The organism is Amycolatopsis camponoti, from assembly GCF_902497555.1.
Classification (GTDB): domain Bacteria; phylum Actinomycetota; class Actinomycetes; order Mycobacteriales; family Pseudonocardiaceae; genus Amycolatopsis; species Amycolatopsis camponoti.
Genome location: NZ_CABVGP010000003.1, coordinates 1,211,361 through 1,229,178, shown reverse-complemented (window position 1 = coordinate 1,229,178; position 17,818 = coordinate 1,211,361). Strand labels below are relative to the sequence as shown.

The following is a 17,818-nucleotide window of genomic DNA, read 5'->3' as shown; positions in this document are numbered from 1 at the left end:
CCCGGTTACGGGCTCCACTCCGTCAGGGCCGGGAGGTCCGGCGGCTGCCGCAGGGCGTCCAGCACCACGTTCACCCCCGCGCGCAGCGGTGTCCCCCGGCGCACCACCGCCGCGATCGTGCGCGTCACCGGGGAGGCCAGCTCGCGCGTCGACACCCGGTAGCGCCGGTCCACCGCCAGCTCCGGCAGCAGTGCGATCGACAACCCGGCCTCGACGTGCTGCAACGTCATCAGGTAATTGCTGAACCGGCACACCACCCGCGGCTCGAAACCCGACTCGCGGCACAGGCGCAGCGTCAAGTTCGCCATGTACGACCGCGGCACGTCCAGCGCCCACGGCGAGTCCGCGAAGGCGGACAGCGAAACCGGGCCGCGGGGGCCTTCCGCGGACGTCACCAGCACGATCGGGTCCGTCGCCAGCGGGACGATGTCGAGGTCCGGGCCCAGCGGCTGCTGCACGAAGTCGGTCGTCGTGATGATCACGTCCGCGTCGCCGCCGCGCAGGGCCGGGATGCTCTCGTGCGGCTCCAGCTCCAGCAGCTCGACCTCCAGGTGCGGGTACGCGCTCGCGAGCCGGGTCACCGCCGGGACCGCCATCGTGTGGATCGCGCTCTGGAACGCCCCCAGCCGGACCTGGCCGACCGGCTCCTCGCCGAGGCTGCGCAGCTCCGCCTCGACCGTGTCCATGTGGTCGAGGATCGCCCGCGCGCGCCGCGCCAGCATCAGCCCGGCCGGCGTCAACCGGACTCTACGACCGGTGCGTTCCAGCAGCTGGGTGCGGGTTTCCGCTTCGAGCACGGCCAGCTGCTGCGACACGCTCGACGCGCTCAGGTTCGCGTCCTGCGCCACCGCGCGGACCGTCCCCAGCGTGTCGAGCCGGCTCAGCAGCCGCAGGCGCCACGGGTTCAGCATCACCCCATTCTTGTGCGGAAGAACCGAACAAGAAAGCCGGAATCGTGAGATGGACGTGACGCTCACGCCGGACTTACCGTCGATGCATGGCTGCTCCGACCTCCGAACTGTCCACGTCCGACGCCTTCTGGGCCGACGCCGACAAGCACCTGGTGCGCTACGGCGGCGCGTTCACCCACGAGATCATCGACCGCGCCGAAGGCAGCTTCGTCTTCACCGAAGACGGCCGCCGCATCCTCGACTTCACCTCCGGCCAGATGAGCGCGATCCTGGGGCACTCGCACCCGGAGATCGTCGACACCGTCCGGCGGCAGGCCGCGAAGCTCGACCACCTGTTCAGCGGCATGTTGAGCCGCCCGGTCGTCGACCTCGCGCGGCGCCTCGCCGAGTCGCTGCCCGAACCGCTGGAGAAGGCGCTGCTGCTGACCACCGGCGCCGAGTCCAACGAGGCGGCCATCCGGATGGCCAAGCTCGTCACCGGCAAGCACGAGATCGTCTCGTTCGCGCGGTCGTGGCACGGCATGACGCAGGCCGCGGCGAACGCCACCTACAGCGCCGGCCGCAAGGGCTACGGCCCCGCCGCGCCGGGCAACTTCGCCATCCCGGCGCCGAACGCGTACCGGCCCGACTTCACCGACGCCGACGGCAAGCTGGACTGGCGACGCCAGCTCGACTTCGCGTTCGAGATGATCGACGCGCAGTCGGTCGGGAGCCTCGCCGCGTGCATCGTCGAGCCGATCCTCAGCTCCGGCGGCATCATCGAACCGCCCGTCGGCTACTTCGCCGCACTTCAGGAGAAGTGCCGGGAACGCGGCATGCTCCTGATCCTCGACGAAGCCCAGACCGGGCTCTGCCGCACCGGGAACTGGTACGCGTTCGAGCGCGACGGCATCGTCCCGGACATCCTGACGCTGTCGAAGACGCTCGGCGCCGGGCTGCCCCTCGCGGCCCTGCTGACCAGCGCCGAAATCGAGCAGACGGCCCACGAGCGCGGGTTCCTGTTCTTCACGACGCACGTCGCGGACCCGCTGCCGGCCGCCGTCGGCAACACCGTCCTGGACGTGCTGCAGCGCGACCACCTCGACGAACGCGCGCTCCAGCTCGGAAGCCTGCTCCGGCACGGACTCGAGCGCATCGCCCACCGGCACGAGGTCGTCGGCGACATCCGCGGCCGCGGCCTGCTGGCCGGGCTGGAGCTGGTCGTCGACCGCGAGACGAAGCGCAGCTCGGACGAGCTGGGCGCGCGCGTCACCGCCCGCTGCCTCGAGCTCGGGCTGCACATGAACATCGTGCAGCTGCCCGGGATGGGCGGGGTGTTCCGGATCGCGCCGCCGCTGACCGCGTCCGAAGAGGAGATCTCCCTGGGCCTGTCGATCCTGGACGAGGCCATCGGGGACGCCGTCAAGACGCTCTGATCGAGGAATCCGCCAGCCGTCGTCTGTCTGTGGGTCTGTCGCGAAGGAACCACGCCAAGCCCCTCGGCGTCCGCACAACCGGCTCCCCGCACAGTTGTCCACAGCCCAGGAAGGTTGTGGGCAACTGCGGCCCCACAGGCCGCGACGAACACTTTCGTCGGTGTGTGCCGATACGCTGGACATGGGCACGCCCCCCTAGGGAGGGCGGGTGGCCGCCTGTGGCGAGCCGGCCCAGTGATGCACTTCGGGGGCGCGGCCCGGCTTGCCGGTTTCTGCCGCGACAGCGTCCCGATGGCGGTCACGATCTCGGCGATCGGTGTGGTCCCGCTGTTCGCGGAATGGCGCGACCCGTCGCTGCCGGTGGACCGGCCGGTGCCGCACCGGGCGTGGCTGTGGTCGGCGGTGGTGCGCGTGGGAGCTGCTGTCGTTCGTCTACGAGCAGGCGGCGGGCGGGCTGTCGACGACCCACCCGACGATGAGCGACCTGGTCGACCCGCTGTTGACCAGCCGCTGGGTCCAGGCACTGGCGATCATGGGCTGGTTCGCGGCCGGCCTGGCGATGTTCCGCGCGGCCGCCGCGGCGAGGCGGCCGTGAACAGCCGGATCATCACCGAGCTGGGCTTCAAGCTGATCGTCCTGGCGGCGATCGGGCTGGGCGTGGCGAGCCACGTGTGACCAAAGGGGTCCCGACGCTGACGAGCGTGCTCGCCGTGGTGATGCGGCGGCGGAGCGCGCGGATCGCGTTCGTGCTCGCCTGGTGGGGCATTGAGAGCGGGGCACTGAAAAGCCCCCTTGCCGGCCCGGGGAGCCGGCAAGGGGGCTTTCAATCACGACGACGTCAGAAGCCCGCCGTCACCTTCGTGAAGTCCCAGTCGTTCTGGGCGATGCCGCTGCAGGCCGACTGCACGCCACCGCCAGGACAACCACGATCCCGGTTCACCGACCAGAACGCCAGCCTGCCGAGGTGATTCGTCTTGGCCCAGTTGGTGATCTGGGTCCAGGTCGACAGATCGGTCAGCTCCTGCTGGTCGGACAGGCCGTTCATGCCCGAGATGCCGACGTGGCTGTACGCCGTGGCGTCGCTCCACCCGAACGTTGACTTCAGCTTGTCGCGCAAGCCGTTCGCCGCGTTCACCGTGCTCTGGTACATGTTCGAGCCGCCGCCGAAGTCGAACGGCATGATCGTGTACACGTCCACGTTCGCGCCGAGGGCCTTCGACTGGTCGATGAGCCGGTTGCCGTAGTAGTTCGGGCCGGTCGTCGACGTGCCGAACGTCAGGATGGTCTGCACGCCCGGGTTGTTCTGCTTGACGATCTTCAGCGCGCCCAGGATGCGGTCCTGCACGGCCTCGTTCTCGAACTCGTCGGAGTTCTCGATGTCGATGTCGATCGCCTTCAGCCCGTACGCGTTGATCACCTGCTGGTACGCACCCGCCAGCGCGGCCGGCGTCGAGCAGTTCGGGCCGAGCTTGTTGCCGCTCCAGCCGCCGAACGACGGGACGACCTGGCCGCCCGCCGCCTTGATCTGCGCGATCGCGTTCGCGTCCGCGCTGCCCGAAAGCGGACGGCTGCTGTCCCACGCCGGGTTGCAGCCACCGGAGGCGTTGATGAACGCCATGGTGAACCACTTGACGCCGGTCGCGTTCATCACCGTCTGCGGGTTGGGCGGGCTGCCCCAGCCCATGTAGAGGTACGGCGCGCCCTTGCCACCGGTCCCCGGCGGCGGGGTCGTGGTCGGCGGGGGCGTCGTCGTAGGCGGCGGTGTGGTGGTCGGGGGTGTCCCCCCGGCCGCACACGACCCACCGTTGAGCTTGCAGTTCGACGGCGCGACGTACGAACCCGAGTACGCGACGTTGAAGCCGAAGCTCGCGCTACCGCCGTTGCCGACGTTGCCGTTCCACGTGTTCTTGACCGTGACGTGCTGGCCGGACGCCGTGTAGCTGCCGTCCCACAGCGACGAGATCTTCGCGCCGCTCGGCAGGTCGAACTCGACGGTCCAGGTCGCCAGCGTGGAACCCGAGCCGTTGGCGATCGTGTACTTGCCCTCGTAGCCGGTGCCCCAGTCGGAGCCCTTCGCGAAGGTCGCGGACACGCCACCCGCCGCGTTCGCCGGAGCGATCACGAACATCGCGCCGATCGTGGCGGCCGCGGCCGCCAGCCCGAGTGCGGGCAACCACCGGCGCGTCACGACAGGCCGTTCTTCATCGCGGAGATGAGCTCGCCGCCGGTCGTGTCCCCGGTCAGCTCCCAGAAGAAGGCGCCGCCGAGACCCTGCTGCTTGGCGTAGGACATCTTCCCGCCGATGGTCGCCGGGGTGTCGTAGCTCCACCAGTTGCTGCCGCACTTCGCGTACGCGGTGCCGGCGAAGGTGCCGGTCGACGGGCAAGTGTTCTTGAGGACCTTGTAGTCCTCGATGCCCTGCTCGTACGTGCCCGGCGCGGGGCCGGTCGCGGTGCCACCCGGGGTCGACTGCGTGACGCCGGTCCAGCCGCGGCCGTAGAACCCGATGCCCAGCAACAGCTTGCTCGACGGGACGCCCTTGCTCTTCAGCTTCTGGATCGCCGCGTCGGAGTAGAAGCCCGGCGTCGGGATGCCGCTGAAGTTGGTCAGCGGCGAGTGCGGAGCCGTCGGACCCTGCGCCGCCCAGGCGCCGAAGTAGTCGTAGGTCATGACGTTGTACCAGTCGACGTACTGCGCGGCGCCGCCGTAGTCGGCGACGTCGAGCTTGCCGCCGTTGCTGCCGTCGGCGGTGATCGCCGAGGTGATCAGGAACGACGAGCCGAACTTCGAGCGCAGCGCGCCCATCAGGTTCTTGTAGGCCGCGGCACCGCTGGTGTCACAGGAAAGGCCGCAGGAGTTGGGGTACTCCCAGTCGATGTCGATGCCGTCCCAGATGTCCGCCCAGCGCGGGTCCTTGAGCAGGTTGTAGCAGGACTGCGCGAACGCGGCCGCGTTCTGCGACGCCTGGCCGAAGCCGCCGGAGTAGGTCCAGCCGCCGAACGACCAGATCACCTTGAGGCCCGGGTGCAGCTTCTTGAGCTTGCGCAGCTGGTTGAAGTTGCCGGCGACCGGCTGGTCCCAGGTGTCGGCGACGCCGTCGACGCTGCCCGCCGCGTCGTAGGTCTTCTGGTAGTCGGCGTACGGGTCGTCGTTCGCCGTGCACTGACCGTTCTTCACGTTGCCGAACGCGTAGTTGATGTGCGTCAGCTTGCTGGCCGAACCCGACGTCTCGATGTTCTTGACGTGGTAGTTGCGGCCGTAGACGCCCCACTGCACGAAGTAGCCGACGTTCTTCAGGCCACCCGGCGGGGGCGGCGTGGTGGTCGTCGGCGGTGTGGTCGGGGTGGTCGGCGTCGTCGGGGTGGTCGTCGGCTGGGTCGGCGTCGTCGGCGTCGTGGTGGGGGTGCCACCGCCGGCGTCGCAGGAGCCGCCGTTCAGCTTGCAGTTCGCCGGCGCGGAGTAGGTGCCGGAGTAGCTGACGTTGAAGCCGAAGCTGGCGGTCGAGCCGTTGCCGACGTTGCCGTTCCAGCTGTTCTTGACGGTGACGTGCTGGCCGGCCGCGGTGTAGCTGCCGTCCCAGAGGGAGGCGATCTTCGCGCCGGACGGGAGGTCGAACTCGACCGTCCAGGTGGCCAGCGTCGAGCCGGAGCCGTTGTTGATCGTGTACTTGCCTTCATAGCCGGTGCCCCAGTCGGAGCCCTTGGTGAAGCTGGCGCCAACACCACCGGCGGCGCTCGCCGGCACGGTGACGAGACCGACCGCGATCGCGCCGACCGCGGTGAATAGACCGAGGAGGTGCCATCTCTTTCTGGACATCGCTCTCCTTTGAACCAGGTAAGGGAACGGCGTGACCACCACAGGCGGGGACCGGGTGGTGTTTATGCACCGTTTGCGAAGACGTTACGTGGTCCAGACCAATTAGGGAAGCACAACCACGGAGAGTGCCGAAGGGCAGCTGAACGACTGAAACGAGTGATCGGCGGAGCCGCCTCACTGGTCCAGTCCAGTTACAGAACGCCGCGCGGCCCCGACCGCGCGGCGATTCGATCCCCAGGAGACAGCGGTGACAAGACGGGAAGCCCGGGCCCCGAGCACCGGGCACGACCCGCACGACGAGCCGAGGTCACGCACCCCGGCCCCAGAGCAGTGGTGTTTCACCGAGGCCGACCGCCACCCCCGCGGCCATGTGGCGGCGCGGACACTCAGCCTTTGCGCACCTCCTTCGAGAAGAAGACAAGAGCGAGAACCAGGACGATCATCGTGCCGACTCCGCCGGTCACGATCAGCCAGCCCGGTTGCCCCGCGAGAGCCAGCACTCCGGCCACACCCAGACCGGGCACAGCCGAGCCACACAGGACCTTCACCATGTGGCCGAGGTCGATACCGAAACGGCCGTCCCCTTGCGCCTCGATCGTCCCGCGCGCGTAGGCCTCCACCCCGGCGGCGCTCTTCTTGAACCCGATCTCGCCTCCCATTCGCAGCGGGATCCGCTCCCCCTCGTGCGGAACCGCGCGTTCACCGCGGCCGGACGGGAGCTGAGGGAGCTCCGTCCGACGCGCTACTTCGTCTGCCATTGCCGCGCTGCCTTTCATCCTGCTCGTTCATCGCGACCGCTGAGCAGTCGCCGGGGTGAACCTGAGGCAGGGTGACGTCCACGACAGCTGACCTCACCCCGCGTTGACCATACCACTCACGCATCCAACATACGGGTGACACTCATACGATGACCTGATGAAGATCCATATCTTGAGCGCGTTATGCACGCGCAATGGCAAGTTGCAGGTGATGAGAGCCCACCGGAGCGCCGACGACCTGCTGTCGAACCTGCCCCCTCGGCACCCACCCTCGCCCGAAATGGTGCCACGGACCACCCGGGACCGCACCAGCCCGAAGCGGCAGGTCATCGCCTTCGCCCACGGACGGCACGATGTCAACGTTGTCGCACCTCAGATCGCCCTGACCTGGACCTACATGACAAAAACAAGACAGTTTGTGACAAGATCACGAGCTGGCCGATGTCGCCGTCTCCCGCGGGGATCGACACCTGTTCACCACTGCAAGTGCACCTTGACGCTCTTACGCAAAGTATCCAAATGAAGCTCTAAGTCACTCCTTGTGATGACGAGCCTTAGTCGGACGTTGACCTTGTAACGGCATAGCGACCAGGCGCGACCTAGCATGAGTCATGCATCTCATATGCAGCTCATAGCTGTATCTTGGGTTGACAACTCAGCAGTAACAGACGCAAGATGACAGCACCTCTAGTCGGTGGATGGACCGGCTAGGGGAAACTCGGTACGTCGCCGGGAAGCGCGGCCTGACAATCGAATAGCAGCAGCCGAAAAGGATCGCAGCCGAGGTGTGCCATGTACGCGAATGACCCGTACTCCGGGCCGTCGACGTGTCGGCAGTTGCGGTTGGCCACGCACCTGCTCGTCGGCATGCGCGGCAGCGAGCACCACTCGAGGATGTCGAGAATGACGCAAAAGTCCCGCCCGTCGAGAGGTTTCCCATTCATCCTTCTCACACGAGGGCGAATACCGAATCCGGAACGGAAAACTGGATTCGCGATGAGGAGAGGTAATAAAAATGCCTGACGGGATGGTCGATGAGCAGGTCGAGGACCAGACGGTGTCCTCGAAGACAGGTCCGGGGAAGCAGCCGCCCGAAGGTCGGGGCGGCGGGGGCGGCGGTCTGGAACGAGTCACCGTCAATTTGGCTCCACGCGCGTCTCGAGCGCTGGAGAAGGCGGTCGCGCTGACCGGTGACTCGAAGACGGACACGATAAACCGGGCACTCCAGGTGTACGCGTACCTGGAGGAAGTCTGGGCAAAAAATGGTCAAGTGCTCGTGCGCAGCAGCCCAGACGACGACCAAGTGACTGTGCTGCAGTTCTTCTGACCCGAGTGCGCCACGAGGCGCCCCCGCAACAGAGCCGGCAAGATCCCGGAGATCGGCGTCGCCGGTCGGAGGAGTCCGGGCCCTCGGACACACTTGGACGTCTTGGATCGATCAGCCACCACTGGGGGTTACGGCTGACGCGTCACCACGGCCGTGGGCGAGACCGCACCAGATCGCGAAGTCGCCGCAAGGCCGGACGGCATTACCCGACGTTTTGATACTGGCGGAACGTCACAGACCCCGACGGGGGCCCCGTACCGGCGGGGCCCCCACGCACCGCCGTCGGCGACTCGGATGTGGTCGAGACCAATGAGAAAGGCCCCTCCGGCGAACCGGAGGGGCCTTTGCTGTCTCAACCAGACGTGCGCCCGAAGGGATTCGAACCCCTGACCTTCTGATCCGTAGTCAGATGCTCTATCCAGCTGAGCTACGGGCGCGTGTTCAGTTGTTCTCTAACCTAGCACCCGGCGAACCGGGTACCAGCGGAGGCTCCGGGATTTGAACCCGGGAGGGGGGGTTACCCCCAACCGCATTAGCAGTGCGGCGCCATAGACCAGACTAGGCGAAGCCTCCTGGGCCCAACGACCACTGCTCAGATAGGTTACACACCCCCCGATCACCCTCCGACAGCACCCCCCTCACGCTCGTTGCAGCAGCCTGAGCAGGCGCGGGGACCTTCCGCCGAGGCCTTCCGCCTCGAACGTCGCGATGCCCACCCGGGGCAGTTCGCGCACTCCCGGGTACACCAAGTACCGGGGCACCCAGCGCGGCTGGAACTTCTCGTTGAACTTGTACAGCGTCTCGATCTGGATCCAGCGTGAAAAGAAGTGCAGCACCTTGGCGGACATGCGCGCCACCGGGCCGGCGCCGATGCGCCTGCCCTGTTCCATCAACGAGCGGAACGCCGCGAAGTTGAGCGACACCTGCTCGACGCCGTGCTTCTCCGCGGCCAGCAGGAGCTCCGAAATCATCAGCTCGTTGACGCCGTTGTCGGCCGTGCGGTCGCGGCGCATGACGTCCAGCGAAAGGCCCGTCGCGCCCCACGGCACGAACTGGAGCACGCCGCGCACCTGCCCGCCCTGCTCGGCCGTCACCAGCACCGAACCCGCGTCGCCCATGCGGCCCAGCGCCATCGAAAAGCCACGCTCGGTGTCCGTGCCGCGCCACTTCGCCGCCAGCGTCACCAGCTCGGCCAGTTCACCGGGTCGCAGGTCCTCGGCCCGGCGCACCAGCACCTTGTAGCCCGCGCGCTTCGTGCGGGCCGCGGCCTGGCGGACGCCGCGCATGACGCGTCCGTCCAAGGTGAAGTCCCCGACGTCGACGACCGCTTCGTCGCCGATCTCCAGTACCTCCAGGCCGAACCGGGCCCAGACCGTCGCGCCCAGCTCCGAGACGCCCATCGCCGCCGGGACCCAGCCGTTGCGGCGGCAGACTTCCAGGTACTCCTCGATCGCGCCCGGCCACGCCTCGTGGTCGCCGAGCGGGTCGGCCGAGCACAGCGCCACCCCGGCGATCACGCGGTAGGTCACCGCGGCCTTGCCCGTCTTCGAGAACACCGCGAACTTGTCCCGCCGTAACGCGAAGTAGCCGAGCGAGTCCCGGTCGCCGTGCTCGTCCAGCAGCTTGCGCAGGCGGCCGACCTCCTCGTCGGACAGCCGGGGCGCCGGCTCGGCCGAGCGCAGCAGGAAGTACGCCGAGACCAGGGTCGCGGCGAGCCCGAACAGCAGCCCGACGGCCGCGGTCATGTCCTCCAGCCACATCTGGTGGAACACCGCGGGCCCGCTGGCGCCGACCAGCGCGAGCGCCGACTCCGCCAGCCGGTCCGGGAAGCTCATCGGCTCGAGCACGGCCCGGGACGCCACCGACAGCAGGATGACGTTGATCGCGAACCCGGCCAGCGCCAGCTGCAGGAACACCCGCACCGCGCGCCAGCGGCCGACCACCGGGTCCGGCTTCGCGACGAAATAACGCCGGCTCGCGATCAGGCCCACCAGCAGCACGACCGACACCAGCCCGGCGCCGAAGACGTGCCGGAGCCCGATGTGCGACACCGTGAGCAGCACCGTCGCGCCGATCGCCAGCTGCCAGGCTCGGCGCTTGCGGCGTCGCAAGCCCGCGGCCAGCAGCACCAGCAGCACGCCCGTCACCAGCGCGACGGTCGCGGCCGCGACCGTCGCCTCCTGCGGCAGCTCCAGCCACTCCGACAGGTGCCCGCGCAGGTTCCGGCGCCCGGCCGGCACCAGGACCGACACGAGTGTCATCAGTCCGGCCAGTCGGGTCACCCAGGTGATCACCCCCACGGTGGTGGTCCCCGCCACCCGCCAGGTGGTCTGCGCGCGTGTCGCCGTCACCACCTGTGCAACCCGTTGTGGACGATCATGCTTCCCCCATTCACCCCCCGGCGAGCTCCACGAACGGCGTCAACGCCGCCGGGTTGGCCAGCGCGTCACGGCTGACCGCCCGGTCAGGAGCCACACCGGCCAGGATCTTCTTCACCGGTACCTCACACTTCTTACCGTTCAAGGTACGAGGAATCTCCTGAACCACGACGAACCGATCGGGTACATGCCTCGGTGACAGCGCGCTACGGAGCTCCTTCTTCAGCCGGGGCTCGACGTCTTCGAGCGCGGCGCCGCCGGTGAGCACCAGGAAACAGATCAGCTGCCCGTCGTCGTTGCCGGCCGCCGAGGTGTCCACGACCAGGGAATCCGCGACCTCGTCGTAGCCCTCGACGACCCGGTAGAACTCCGCCGTGCCCATCCGGACGCCGCCGCGGTTGAGCGTCGAGTCGCTGCGGCCGTAGATCACCGCCGAGCCGCGGCCGGTGACGCGGATCCAGTCGCCGTGGCGCCAGCGGCCCGGGTACATCTCGAAGTACGCCTCACGCAGGCGCGAGCCGTCCGGGTCGTTCCAGAAGTACACCGGCATCGACGGCATCGGCTTCGTGATCACCAGCTCGCCGACCTGCTCGACGACGGCGTTGCCGGCCTCGTCGAACGCGTTGACCGCGGCGCCCAGCGCCGGGCAGGACAGCTCCCCCAGCCACACCGGCACGTCGGGCGCCGACGCGACGAACGCCGCGCACAGGTCGGTGCCGCCGGAGACCGAACAGATCTGGACCTTCTTCCCGACCTCGTTCACGATCCAGCGGAAGCCCTCGACGCTCAGCGGCGCCCCGGTCGAGCCGAGCGCGCGCAACGCCGTCAGGTCGTAGCGCTCCGCGGGCTTGATGCCCGCCTTCAGGCAGCTCTGGATGAACGGCGCCGACGTCCCGAAGTACGTGACGCGGTGCTGCTCGGCCAGGTGCCACAGCGCGTTGAGGTCGGGATGCCCGGGACTGCCGTCGTAGAGCACGATCGTCGTGCCGACCAGCAGGCCGGAGATGAGGAAGTTCCACATCATCCAGCCGGTGGTGCTGAACCAGAAGAACCGGTCGCCCGGCCCGAGGTCGGTCTGCAGCGCGAGGGCCTTGAGGTGCTCCAGCGTGATGCCGCCGTGGCCGTGCACGATGCCCTTGGGCAGGCCGGTGGTGCCGGAGGAGTAGAGCACCCACAGCGGGTGCGCGAAGTCGACCGGCTCGAACAGCAGCGGCGCGCCTTCGTTCGCCGCGAGCAGCTCGGCCCAATCGAGCGCGCCGTCCATCCGTCCTTCGCCGACGTACTCGACGAGCACGGTCGCGGCCAGCGACGGCAGCTTCGCCTGCAGGTCGGCCACCGTCGTCCGGATGTCGAACTGACGGCCGTTGTACGCGTAGGCGTTGACCGCGAAAAGCACCTTCGGCTCGATCTGCACGAAGCGGTCGGCTACCGCGCGGACGCCGAAGTCCGGCGAGCACGACGACCAGATCGCCCCGATGCTCGCCGCGGCGAGGAACGCGACCAGCGTCTGCGGGCAGTTCGGGGCCAGCGCGACGACGCGGTCGCCCTTGCCGACGCCCAGGTCCAGGAACGCCGCCCGCGCGGCCGCGACCTGCGCGCGGAGCTTGCCGTACGTCAGGTGCTCCGCGAAGCCGTCTTCGCGGTGGAAGATCACCGCGGTCTCGTCGTCACCCTTCGCGGCGCCCGCGACGCCGGGGGTGAGCGCGTGTTCGGCGTAGTTCAGCGTGGCGCCTTCGAACCAGACGGCGTCCGGCATCTCGCCGGAGAGCACCTCGCGCGGCTGGTCGTGCCAGCGGACGCCGAGGAAGTCCGCGACCGCCGCCCAGAACTCCGGGACGCGCTCGACCGAAAACTCCCAGAGCGTGCGGTAGTCGTCCACCTCGACGCCGCGCTCGGCGCGCAGCCACTGGCGGAAGGCATCGATCTTGGTGTCGGCAACGTGGCTCGGCTCAGGGCGCCAGAGCACTTCGGGGGCGTCGGCGGTGTGCGTCACCTCACGACTGTAATCCCGCCTACCGCAGGTGCGCGTCGAACCAATTCAGGGTGCGCTGCCAGGCCTCGGCGGCCGCGCCCGGGTCGGCGTCGAAGCGGTGGTTCGCGCCCGGGTAGTGGACGACGTTCGTGGCGACCTTCGCCGACGCCGCGGCGTCGCGCAGGCGCTCGACCTCGGCGCCGCCCGCTTCGTCGCCGGCGTCGCCGTACATGCCGAGCCACGGGCTGGTGAGCTTCCCGGCGATCTCGACCAGCGCGGGCAGTTCCGCGGCCTGCTGCCCGCCGACGCTGACGGCGGCACCCAGCCTGCGGTGCGAAGCGACGACGAGCGCCGCGGTGCCGCCGAGGTCGAACCCCATGACGCCGAGCAGATCCGCCTCGACGCCGCGTTCGACGAGCCAGGCGAGTGTGATGTCCGTCGCGTCGAGCAGGTCCTGCTGCGTGAGCTCCGCGTTTTCGAGGTGCGGGGTGACGGTCAGCCAGCCCTCGAGGGCGAGGCTGGCGAGGAGCATCTTGACGCCGTCGGTGACCCCGTCCGCCTCGTGCAGCACCACCAAACCGCCGCGTAGCGCGCCTTCGGGTGCCGAGAAGGTGAGGCGCAGCGCGCGGCCGTCGGTGCGCTGGTAGTCCACGGTGCTGGTCGACGTCATACGTCACTCAATCACTTCGAGGTGAACGGAAGGAACCCATTCTGTCAGCCCTGCCGGTCACATACCGCCTGAAGGGAGTCGCGGGGCGGCGGGCGGAAAAGATACGGTGACCGGGTCGTCCCGTTCAATCGGAGGAGCGCCGAAGATGTCGTCCGTGTCCCCTCGTGCCGATCTCGAATCGTTGCCGAAATACATTCCCGGCCGGACGATCGAAGGCGCGATCAAGCTGGCGAGCAACGAGGTGCCCGGCGGTGCGCTGCCGAGCGTCGCGCGGGCGATCGCCGAAGCCGCCGCGGGCATCAACCGCTACCCGGACACCGGCTCGCAGGCCCTGCGCGAGCGGCTGGCGCGCGACCTGGACGTGCCGGTGGAACGCGTCGCCATCGGCTGCGGCTCGGTCTCCCTGTGCCAGCAGACGATCCAGGCGGTCTGCGCCCCCGGCGAAGAGGTGATCTTCGCTTGGCGCTCGTTCGAGGCGTACCCGATCGTCACGCAGGTGGCGAACGCCGTGTCGGTGAAGGTCCCGATCACCGAGGGCCAGGAGCTCGACCTCGACGCGATGCTCGCGGCGATCACCGAAAAGACGCGCGTGGTCTTCGTCTGCAACCCGAACAACCCAACCGGCACGGCGGTGCGGCGCGCGGAGCTGGAGCGGTTCCTCGACGCGGTCCCGGAGCACGTGCTGGTGGTGCTGGACGAGGCTTACAAGGAGTTCGTCACCGACCCCGAGGTGCCCGACGGCGTCGAGTACACGCGGACGCGCTCGAACGTCATGGTGCTGCGGACGTTCTCGAAGGCGTACGGCCTCGCGGGTCTGCGCGTCGGATACGCCGTCGCACCCGAGCCGATCGCCGACGCGCTTCGCCAGGTGTACGTCGCCTTTTCGGTGAACATGCTGGCCCAGGTGGCCGCGCTGGCGTCGCTCGACGCGGCGGACGAGCTGCTCGCGCGCTGCGACGAGATCGTCGCCGAGCGCGGGCGGGTGCGGGACGCGCTGCTCGAAGCCGGCTACCGGGTGCCCGAGACGCAGGCGAACTTCGTCTGGCTGCCGCTGGGTGACCAGGCGGTGCCGTTCGCCGAGCACGCGCTCGACCGCAAGCTCGTGGTGCGCCCGTTCGCCGGCGACGGCGTGCGCGTGACGATCGGGACCCGCGAGGAGAACGACCTCTTCCTGGCCGCGGCGCGCGACTTCAGCCGCTGAACTGCTTGATCACCAGCTGGATCACGGCGGCGACGCCGATCACGACGATCACGCCACGCAGCACCGCCGGCGGCAGCTTCCGGCCGATCTTCGCGCCGAGGAAGCCGCCGGCGGTCGACCCGACGGCCAGCCAGAGCACGACGGGCCAGCTGATCGGCGCGACGAACGCGTAGATCACCCCGGCGACGACGTTCACCACGGCGGCGAGGACGTTCTTGACGCCGTTGAGCTTCTGCAGCGGTTCGGACAGCAGCATCCCCATGACCGCCATCAGCATCACGCCCTGCGCGGCGGTGAAGTAGCCGCCGTAGATGCCGATGAGGAAGATGAGGAACATCAGCAGCGGGCCGGCTTTGTGCTCGGCGCCGTTTTCTTCGCGCCGCTTCGCGACCCACTTCGACACCTTCGGCTGCACGATCACGAGGATCACGGCCAGGCCGACGAGCACGGGCACGACGGCCTCGAAGGCGTCCTTCGGCAACGACAGCAGCAGGATGGTGCCACCGATGGCGCCGAGGAAAGACGCGACGGCGAACTTCGCGACCTGCGGCCAGTAGCCGGCCAGCTCGTGCCGGTAGCCCCAAGCACCGCTGAGGGTCCCGGGCGCGAGACCGATGGCGTTGGACGTCGTCGCCGTCACCGGCGGATACCCCAGCGCGACCAGGACAGGGAAGGTGACGAGAGTCCCCGACCCGACGACGGCGTTGATGGTGCCCGCCCAGATCCCGGCGACGACGATGATCGCCGCGTGCCACCACGTCATGAAGCATTCACGTGCGGAGCCTAAGCATCGTGAGCCTGTCCCGCGACGCAGATGTGTCCGGTCGGACACTCACCGCGGCGTGAAGACGCAGAACTCGTTGCCCTCCGGATCCGCCAGCACCTCCCATTCGATGTCGTCGTCGCGTTCGCGGACCAGCGTCGCGCCCAGTTCGAGCAGCTCGGCGGGGTCGCCGAAGACGTCCAGGTGCAGGCGGTTCTTGACCGTCTTCTTCTCCGGGACCGGATTGAGCCAGATCAGCGGTCCCTTGCCCGCCGGGTCGACGATCGGGACGGGCCAGTCGTCCGGGCGTTCGTCGCCGGTCAAGGAGTCGCGGCGGACGTAACCCATGGCCCGGCACCACCAGTCGGCCAGGGACTGGTGGTCGTTCGCGTCCAGGGCGAGGTCCTTGAACCGTGCGGTCATTTCGATCCTTCCGATACGTGAGCGGGGACGACGTCGGACTCCACGCGCCAGCCCAGCGCGCCGTACAACCCTCGCCCCGCTTCCGAGGCCAGCAGGACGCTCGACTGTGCTCCGGCCGCGACGCCGGTGTTCGGGCTCCGTGACGATCCGGTCGAACACCGCCACCCCCGATGCCACCGCGACCCAGCCGCGCGCGGCCGGCGCGCCCTCGGCCGTCACCGATGCCTCCCACACCGGGCCCTCGCCGGTCACCGCCACCGAGTACCCCGCCGGAACCTCGGCGGGCACGAAGGCGCCGTCGAAGGTCATCAAGTATTCCGTCGGCCTCGCCTCCCATTCCGCCGTCAGGCCCTCGATCACCGCGGCCCGCGAGCCGCACACCTTCAGCCACGTACCCGGCGCGGCCACCGTCCGCGCCCGCCTGGCCACCGTCGACGGCGACCGCAGCAGGTAGCGGACGCGGTGCCGCGGCAAGCCCACGTCGACGCGGAAGCCGTCCGGCTCCTCCACCGGCGGCGGCACCTCTCGCGACACCGCCCAGCCCCGCACCCACGCCCCCAGGATGTCCATGCCGGTGATCATGACAGTCACCACCGACAGTTTCCGGAGCTGAGAAGATGGGCGCGTGGACACCGAGCAGGTCTGGAGCGCGACCGTCGACCGGCTGCGGTCGCTGATCGACTCCGGGAAGCTGCCGCCGGGCTCCCGGCTGCCCGCCGAACGCGTCCTGTGCGAGGACCTCGGCATCAGCCGCGGTTCGCTGCGGCAGGCGCTGCGCGTCCTCGACTCCATCGGCTACGTCCGGATCCGGGCCGGCTCCGGCACCTACGTCCGTGAGCAGCAGGAACAGCCGCTGCGCACCTGGTTCACCGAGCACGACCAGCTCGTCGAAAAGCTCTTCGACCTGCGCGCGACCGTCGAGCCGACCCTCGCCGAACGGCTCGCCCGGCAGGCGACCGCGAAGACCGTGAGCCGCCTCGAGGACAACGTCGCCGAGATGGCGCGGGCCGCCGAAGACGGCGACATGCTGCACGTCATCGCCGCCGACGCCGAGTTCCACCGGGTGATCGCGCAGAACGCCGGCAACGACGACGTCGCCGGGCTGCTGCGGTCCGTGCTCGCCCTGGTCGGCGAGGAGCGGCGGGCGGCGCTGCGGCTGCCCGGCCAGATCCGCAAGGCCGTCGACGACCACCGCGCGATCCTCGACGCCATCCGCCGGTCCGACCCCGCCGCGGCCCGTGAGCTGACCCTCAAGCACCTGGTCGACGCCAAGACCTACGCGCACGACTTCGCCGCGCACCCCGAAGAGCGCTAGACTTTTCACAACATTGTGAAAGTTTTGGGGGTCGTGATGGAGAAGGTGCACTTCACCGAAGAAAAAGCCACCATGCTGGCCACGCTCTACGGCCGCGCGCTCGACAGCCGCGAGGCCGACCCGGTGCTCGGCGACCACGCCGCCGACGAAGCCGTCCGGCAGATCGACTACGACTTCGCCAAGCTCGGGATCACTCGCGACAGCGCCGCGAGCGTCGTCCTCCGGGCCAAGCCGATCGACGAGTGGGCCGCCGAGCACCTGCGGCAGCACCCGGACGCGATCGTGCTGCACCTCGGCGCCGGCATGGACACGCGCTTCCAGCGGCTCGCCCCGCCGGAGACGGTCCACTGGTACGACGTCGACTACCCCGAGGTCGTCGAGCTGCGCGAGAAGCTCTACGCGGCCGCGCCGAACCACACGAACATCGGCACGTCGGTGACGGATTTCGGGTGGCTCGACCAGGTGCCGTCGGACCGCCCGGCGCTGATCGTCGCCGAGGGCCTGACCATGTACCTGACCCCGGAGGACGGCACCGAGCTGATCCGCCGGCTGGTCGCGAAGTTCCCGTCGGGCGAGCTGATCTGCGACGTCTTCAGCAAGTTCGGCATCAAGGCCCAGAAGCTGAACACCCCGGTCCGGCGCGCGAAGGCGACCCTGCACTGGGGCATCGACGACCCGCGCGAACTGGAGCGCCTCGGCCTCGACCTGATGTCCTCTTTGGACGCGTCGCACTGGGCCGACCCGGAGGTGATGGCCCGGCTGCGGGCGTCCACCCGGTTCCAGCTGCGGATGCTGAAGTACTTCCCGCCACTGGCGCGGATGGCCCACATCGTGCGGTACCGCTTCTGACGCGGCTCCGCCCGTACGAT

General features: G+C 69.0%; 14 protein-coding genes, 2 tRNA genes and 1 pseudogene. 6 read left to right on the top strand and 11 right to left on the bottom strand.

Annotation, left to right across the window (positions count from 1 at the left end; genetic code table 11):
* Positions 1-5: 5 nt before the first annotated feature.
* On the bottom strand, positions 6-911 hold the full coding sequence (locus AA23TX_RS42320) for a LysR family transcriptional regulator (RefSeq protein WP_155548550.1): 906 nt from the start codon (positions 909-911) through the stop codon (positions 6-8).
* Between the two features lie 86 nt (positions 912-997).
* On the opposite strand from AA23TX_RS42320, the gene AA23TX_RS42315 reads away from it, so the two are divergent.
* Together AA23TX_RS42315 and AA23TX_RS51300 are read left to right on the top strand one after the other, a co-directional pair.
* The gene (locus tag AA23TX_RS42315; RefSeq protein ID WP_155548549.1) at positions 998-2,326 is read left to right on the top strand and encodes an aspartate aminotransferase family protein; all 1,329 of its coding nucleotides are present in this window, start codon (positions 998-1,000) and stop codon (positions 2,324-2,326) included.
* A 671-nt stretch (positions 2,327-2,997) separates the two neighbouring features.
* A pseudogene (locus AA23TX_RS51300) lies at positions 2,998-3,048 on the top strand (hypothetical protein); the annotation flags it as partial.
* 116 nt (positions 3,049-3,164) lie between these two features.
* On the opposite strand, the gene AA23TX_RS42305 reads toward AA23TX_RS51300, so the two are convergent.
* The 3 genes from AA23TX_RS42305 to AA23TX_RS42295 form a co-directional block, all read right to left on the bottom strand.
* Entirely contained in the window at positions 3,165-4,514 is a 1,350-nt protein-coding gene (locus AA23TX_RS42305) for a cellulose binding domain-containing protein (RefSeq protein WP_155548548.1), read from the bottom strand.
* Positions 4,511-6,142, bottom strand: a complete 1,632-nt coding sequence (locus tag AA23TX_RS42300) for a glycosyl hydrolase family 18 protein (protein ID WP_155548547.1) — start codon at positions 6,140-6,142, stop codon at positions 4,511-4,513. Before AA23TX_RS42300 ends, AA23TX_RS42305 begins: the two co-directional genes overlap by 4 nt.
* Positions 6,143-6,528: 386 nt before the next feature.
* Complete coding sequence (locus AA23TX_RS42295) at positions 6,529-6,801, bottom strand: hypothetical protein (RefSeq protein WP_155548546.1); 273 nt, start codon at positions 6,799-6,801, stop codon at positions 6,529-6,531.
* A gap of 1,114 nt (positions 6,802-7,915) precedes the next feature.
* Here AA23TX_RS42295 and AA23TX_RS42290 point away from each other — a divergent pair.
* Positions 7,916-8,227: a ribbon-helix-helix domain-containing protein gene (locus tag AA23TX_RS42290; RefSeq protein WP_230863052.1), complete on the top strand. Its 312-nt coding sequence runs from the start codon at positions 7,916-7,918 to the stop codon at positions 8,225-8,227.
* A 363-nt stretch (positions 8,228-8,590) separates the two neighbouring features.
* Here AA23TX_RS42290 and AA23TX_RS42285 read toward each other — a convergent pair.
* The 5 genes from AA23TX_RS42285 to AA23TX_RS42265 all read right to left on the bottom strand — a co-directional run bounded on the left by AA23TX_RS42285 (position 8,591) and on the right by AA23TX_RS42265 (position 13,247).
* Positions 8,591-8,664, bottom strand: a tRNA-Arg gene (locus tag AA23TX_RS42285).
* Positions 8,665-8,710: 46 nt separating this feature from the next.
* A tRNA-Ser gene (locus AA23TX_RS42280) sits at positions 8,711-8,800 on the bottom strand.
* A 65-nt stretch (positions 8,801-8,865) separates the two neighbouring features.
* Positions 8,866-10,581 carry a phosphatidylglycerol lysyltransferase domain-containing protein gene (locus AA23TX_RS42275; RefSeq protein WP_155548545.1) on the bottom strand — a complete coding sequence of 572 codons (1,716 nt, stop codon included), beginning with the start codon at positions 10,579-10,581 and terminating at the stop codon, positions 8,866-8,868.
* A gap of 37 nt (positions 10,582-10,618) precedes the next feature.
* Complete coding sequence (locus tag AA23TX_RS42270) at positions 10,619-12,598, bottom strand: acetoacetate--CoA ligase (protein WP_155548544.1); 1,980 nt, start codon at positions 12,596-12,598, stop codon at positions 10,619-10,621.
* A gap of 19 nt (positions 12,599-12,617) precedes the next feature.
* Positions 12,618-13,247, bottom strand: coding sequence for a dienelactone hydrolase family protein (locus tag AA23TX_RS42265; RefSeq protein WP_155548543.1), 630 nt, complete (start codon positions 13,245-13,247; stop codon positions 12,618-12,620).
* A 145-nt stretch (positions 13,248-13,392) separates the two neighbouring features.
* Between AA23TX_RS42265 and hisC the strand changes: the two genes are divergently transcribed.
* The gene (gene hisC / locus AA23TX_RS42260) at positions 13,393-14,448 is read left to right on the top strand and encodes a histidinol-phosphate transaminase (RefSeq protein ID WP_155548542.1); all 1,056 of its coding nucleotides are present in this window, start codon (positions 13,393-13,395) and stop codon (positions 14,446-14,448) included.
* Here the strand turns inward: hisC and AA23TX_RS42255 are convergent.
* A complete protein-coding gene (locus AA23TX_RS42255) occupies positions 14,438-15,211 on the bottom strand; it encodes a sulfite exporter TauE/SafE family protein (RefSeq protein ID WP_155548541.1) in 774 nt (257 codons plus the stop codon). The genes hisC and AA23TX_RS42255 overlap by 11 nt on opposite strands.
* 69 nt (positions 15,212-15,280) lie before the next feature.
* Entirely contained in the window at positions 15,281-16,216 is a 936-nt protein-coding gene (locus tag AA23TX_RS50580; protein ID WP_230863109.1) for a VOC family protein, read from the bottom strand.
* Between the two features lie 43 nt (positions 16,217-16,259).
* On the opposite strand from AA23TX_RS50580, the gene AA23TX_RS42240 reads away from it, so the two are divergent.
* Together AA23TX_RS42240 and AA23TX_RS42235 are read left to right on the top strand one after the other, a co-directional pair.
* Entirely contained in the window at positions 16,260-16,949 is a 690-nt protein-coding gene (locus AA23TX_RS42240; protein WP_155548539.1) for a FadR/GntR family transcriptional regulator, read from the top strand.
* Between the two features lie 33 nt (positions 16,950-16,982).
* Entirely contained in the window at positions 16,983-17,798 is an 816-nt protein-coding gene (locus AA23TX_RS42235; protein ID WP_230863108.1) for a class I SAM-dependent methyltransferase, read from the top strand.
* The last annotated feature ends 20 nt before the right edge of the window (positions 17,799-17,818 follow it).